We start from the raw sequence: 2,121 nt of genomic DNA, 5'->3' as shown, positions 1-2,121 counted from the left end.
CGCGACCGTTTTGGAACGGGCGCGGGGCGCGCCGTGCTCACCGGGCGGTGCGCACGGCGCTCGGCGTGCCGCTCAGCGCGCCGCGGGCAGGAAGCCCACCTTGTCGTAGGTGGCGGCCAGCGTCTCGGCGGCGACGGCTCGGGCCTTGTCCGCGCCCTTGGCCAGGATTCCGTCCAACGTCGCGGGGTCGCCCAGGTATTCCTGGGTCCGCTCGCGGAACGGGGTGACCCACTCGACCAGCACCTCGGAGAGGTCGGTCTTGAGCGCGCCGTAGCCCTTGCCCTCGTAACGGCGCTCCAACTCCGCGATGGCGGTGCCGGTCAGAGTGGAGTAGATGGTCAGCAGATTGCTGACGCCCGGCTTCTTCTCCTCGTCGAAGCGGATCTCCGTCTCGAGGTCGGTCACCGCGCTCTTGATCTTCTTCGCCGAGGCCTTGGGCTCGTCGAGGAGGCTGACGATGCCCTTCGGTGTGGACGCCGACTTGCTCATCTTGATCGTCGGGTCCTGGAGGTCGTAGATCTTCCCCGTCTCCTTGACGATGTACGGCTCGGGGACGGTGAAGATCTCGCCGAAGCGGCCGTTGAAGCGGTCGGCCAGATCGCGGGTGAGCTCGATGTGCTGGCGCTGGTCCTCGCCGACGGGGACGTGGTTGGCCTGGTAGAGCAGGATGTCCGCGACCTGGAGGATCGGGTAGGTGAAGAGGCCGACGGTGGCCCGGTCGGCGCCGTGCTTGGCCGACTTGTCCTTGAACTGCGTCATCCGGGACGCCTCGCCGAAGCCGGTGAGACAGTTCATCACCCAGCCGAGCTGAGCGTGCTCGGGCACATGGCTCTGGATGAAGAGCGTGCAGCGGTCCGGGTCCAGGCCGGAGGCAAGCAGCTGGGCCGCGGCGAGCCGGCTGTTGGCGCGCAGCTCCGCCGGATCCTGCGGCACGGTGATCGCGTGCAGGTCGACCACGGTGTAGAACGCGTCGTGGGTCTCCTGCAGCGCGACGTACTGCCGGATCGCGCCGAGGTAGTTGCCGAGGTGGAAGGAACCTGCGGTGGGCTGGATACCGGAGAGCGCACGGGGACGATCGAGGGCCATGGCACCCATTCTCTCAGGTGTGGAACCAGACTCCGTCCGCCGGTGTATGAGATGTGTGAGGACTGGTGAAGCACAGATCATCGCGCGGGTGCGGGCCGGCGACGCCGAGGCGTATGCCGAGCTGGTGCGGGCCCATGCGCCGATCGCGCACCGCACCGCCCGACTGCTCGGGGCGGGCGCGGATGCCGAGGATGTGGTGCAGGACGCCTTTGTGAAGGCGTATCTCGCGCTCGGGCGGTTCCAGAGCGAGGCGGCGTTCCGGCCCTGGCTGCTGCGGATCGTCGCCCATGAGACGAGTAACGCGGTGCGCTCGGCGCGCCGGAGGCGCACGGCGGCGGACCGGGAGGGGGCGCTGCTGGCCGGAGCCGAGCCGGTGATACCGGAGTCGGCCGATCCGGCGGCCGTGGCGCTGGCGGGCGAGCGGCGGGCGCGGCTGCTGGCCGCGCTGGAGGAGCTGAGCGAGCCGCAGCGGCGGGTGGTGATCTACCGCTATCTGCTGGATCTGGACGAGGGGGAGACCGCGGAGGCGCTGGGCTGGCCGCGCGGCACGGTGAAATCGCGGCTGAGCCGCGCCCTGAGACGGCTGGAGCGGCTGCTGGGGCCGCCGGAGACCTCGGAGACGTCGGAGATCTCCGAGACCTCGAAGACCGAGAGGGAGACGGCCGATGAGATGGAGTGGGGAGGCGCAGGAGATGGCCGAGGAAGGGCTGCCCGGAGAGTTGCGGGCGCTCGGGCGGGGGCCGGGGATATCGCCGTCCGGCGCACCGTCGCGGCACGGCGCGCCGCAAGCGGGCGGCGTGGAGCCGGAGGACGGCGCGCCCCCGGGGGCAGCGGAGGGCGGCGTCCCGCCGGAGGGCGGGGAGACGCTGGTCGAGCGGGTGCTCGCCCGGATCGTGGGCCTGCCGGTGCCGGTGGCCGACGACGACCGGATCCTGGAGGAGCAGTGGTGGCGGCCCCCCGGCCGCCCCGGGGGGCGGGGGGGGGCCCCCCCCGGGGGGGGGCCCGGGGGGCGCCCCCGGGCGGGGGGGGGGCCCC

The 2,121-nt window shown here is 72.2% G+C and carries 1 protein-coding gene and 1 pseudogene; one reads left to right on the top strand and one right to left on the bottom strand.

Annotation, left to right across the window (positions count from 1 at the left end):
- Window positions 1-72 precede the first annotated feature (72 nt).
- Window positions 73-1,086, bottom strand: a complete 1,014-nt coding sequence (trpS, locus tag ACFXB5_RS41600; protein ID WP_385218636.1) for a tryptophan--tRNA ligase — start codon at window positions 1,084-1,086, stop codon at window positions 73-75.
- A gap of 76 nt (window positions 1,087-1,162) precedes the next feature.
- Here trpS and ACFXB5_RS41595 point away from each other — a divergent pair.
- Window positions 1,163-1,705: pseudogene (locus tag ACFXB5_RS41595) on the top strand (RNA polymerase sigma factor); the annotation flags it as partial.
- Window positions 1,706-2,121: the final 416 nt, after the last annotated feature.

The organism is Streptomyces sp. NPDC059455 (genome assembly GCF_042750115.1).
Classification (GTDB): Bacteria; Actinomycetota; Actinomycetes; order Streptomycetales; family Streptomycetaceae; genus Streptomyces; species Streptomyces endocoffeicus.
This window is presented reverse-complemented; position numbering and strand designations above follow the sequence as displayed.

Excerpts from the sequence above, each read along its gene's own strand:
- trpS (WP_385218636.1), bottom strand. The coding sequence starts at position 1,086 with ATGGCCCTCGATCGTCCCCGTGCGCTCTCCGGTATCCAGCCCACCGCA.